The sequence below is a fragment of the Erwinia sp. AnSW2-5 genome (assembly GCF_045107195.1).
Classification (GTDB): Bacteria; Pseudomonadota; Gammaproteobacteria; order Enterobacterales; family Enterobacteriaceae; genus Erwinia.
This window is the reverse complement of the sequence record NZ_JBJGXA010000061.1, coordinates 1-2,090: the sequence shown is the minus strand read 5'-3', so window position 1 is coordinate 2,090 and position 2,090 is coordinate 1. Positions and strand designations below refer to the sequence as shown.

Genomic DNA, 2,090 nt, shown 5'->3' with positions numbered 1-2,090 from the left:
GGCAAGAATGCGGTGGAGAATAATGCGCTGAGTGCCCCGGATGATAAGACACGGCAGGATGCGAAGTGGTCACTGCCGTATCTGGAAGGTGATAAAAAAACGCAGGCTGAAAATTTGGTTGCCGATATGAATGCGAAGGATAAAGCATTTAATGCAGCTATTGATGCGGCGTGTAAAAAACTGTCATCGGCTCAGTGTCAGGGAATGCGGCAGGAACTGGCGGCAATGTCGAAAAGCTATGACGAGCAGCTCGACGGCCAGTACATCGGTAATATGGGCAGCGTCTATAAGGAAGGAAAAGGCCAGGTTGATGCTCTGATGTGGCAGTATGCGACAACGGATGCGAAAACAGAGCGTGAAGTAAATATTAACCGTATTGCTGAAAACTGGGGAGTAAGTAAGGAAACGGCTGCAACGTTGTATGATGGCATGGCGGTAGTTCATACCACGGCGGCGATAGGTGGTGCGGTGTATGGGATGAAGGGTGAAAGTATCCCAGTAGCTAAGGGGAGGGCATCCGCATCAGAAACTTACTTCAGGGTTGAAGGTGGCGGTAGTGGCACAAAAACGAGCCAAAATAGGATTAGTGCTAACGCTGATGGTAGTGTAACTATCAACTCTGGGTGTAGTGGGCAATTATGCGTCAGTACAAATGGTCCCAATCATGCGTCATATTATCTTACTAACAAAAGAGCTGATGGATCAGTGGTCGTTTTTGAGGTCGATGCTGCATTACATAAACAAATAATGGATGCAGCACTTCCCCAGAAACCTATCCCAGGTGTCCCTAGAGACCCAAATGCACCTAAGATAGTAGATCCAAATAAAGGTGAACCCAGCGTATCGCTGGAGTTACCGAAAGTGTGGGACAGACTCATAGAGCAGAACTCATCAAAAGCTCGTGTGCTAACAAAAGAGGCGTTCATGAATGAATTTGGAAAATAATTACCAGGATTTGCTCAGAGAGATCTTTGATGGTTACAAAGCAATAGCTGTTTTTGTGGTTAAAGGGAAGCATTATTATATTATTGATGATAAAGATAATTATTGCATTGATGTGAGGCCGGAATATAAGGCTTACATTGACAAAGGGCTTATGAAAGAATCTCTTTATGATGAGGCCATAAGACTATTTAGGAATGGAGTGCCTGTTCTGACAGAAGATAACTTTCATGACTATGTCATCAAAAATAACATCGATACTTATTCAGTTGAAGAAATGAGGAGTTTTTTTACATTAGAACGAACAACATCTTATTTATATGATTTTTATGATTATGTTGAGAGGTTTTTATCAGTATTAACAGATCCTGTTTCAGACGAATGGGATCAGTGGAAAATGAGACTGCCTCAGTTCTATATTAATTTTGATAAAAAAATATATCGCCATACTGATTGGGACCGAAGTCACGAAACATCGGCACCACCTGATTGGAATGCTCAGGCTAATAGTGATTTTGGTTTATTCATTCCAGATAAGGAACAATATTGGTTGATTGATGGTATGAATTTTTGGAAATTACAAATGTAATGCCCCGGGCATCTGGCCAGGAATGTAAGAGCAGGGGCAGTAAGATGACGCTTAGTTCCTCAGCAGGTTACCTGAAGCGGCCATGTCAGCTTAGCTCGGGTCGTGCGGTCATACATCCAGCCGATGGATGACGCTGACAAACTGGTTCACGCCCCGATTAATTTCCTTAAGGCTCCGTGAGAGGTCGCTGATTTTATCCTGTTCGGTGACCACAAATTGTTTTACTGCATCCAGCTGTTGATACATCTGCTGAATGAGATCGGCGTTAAGGTCCACGACAGACGTTATTTTTTGCGTAGCGCTGGCGGTCGATGCAGCCAGTCGGCGGACTTCCGCAGCAACGACACTAAATCCGCGTCCGGCTTCGCCAGCCCGCGCTGACTCAATGGCGGCATTCAGTGCCAGAATATTGGTTTGTGCGGCAATAACGTTAATTGTATCAACGACTTCAGTAATGCTTTTGGCCGAAGCATTGAGTTTTGCACCAATCTCAGTCGCAGCATTTACCTGTACAGCAACCAGCCCGGAGTTACGAACGCTGAACAGCGGGCGTGATACT

3 protein-coding genes are annotated in these 2,090 nt (G+C 44.7%); 2 read left to right on the top strand and 1 reads right to left on the bottom strand.

Annotation, left to right across the window (positions count from 1 at the left end):
• The coding region (locus ACFL9S_RS23635; protein ID WP_405264307.1) for a DUF6862 domain-containing protein at positions 1-945 on the top strand (945 nt) is incomplete at its 5' end.
• A complete protein-coding gene (locus ACFL9S_RS23630; protein ID WP_405264306.1) occupies positions 929-1,531 on the top strand; it encodes a hypothetical protein in 603 nt (200 codons plus the stop codon). The genes ACFL9S_RS23635 and ACFL9S_RS23630, both read left to right, overlap by 17 nt.
• 108 nt (positions 1,532-1,639) lie before the next feature.
• On the opposite strand, the gene ACFL9S_RS23625 is transcribed toward ACFL9S_RS23630, so the two are convergent.
• Positions 1,640-2,090, bottom strand: a 451-nt coding sequence (locus tag ACFL9S_RS23625; protein WP_405264305.1) for a methyl-accepting chemotaxis protein, incomplete at its 5' end; no start/stop codon positions are given.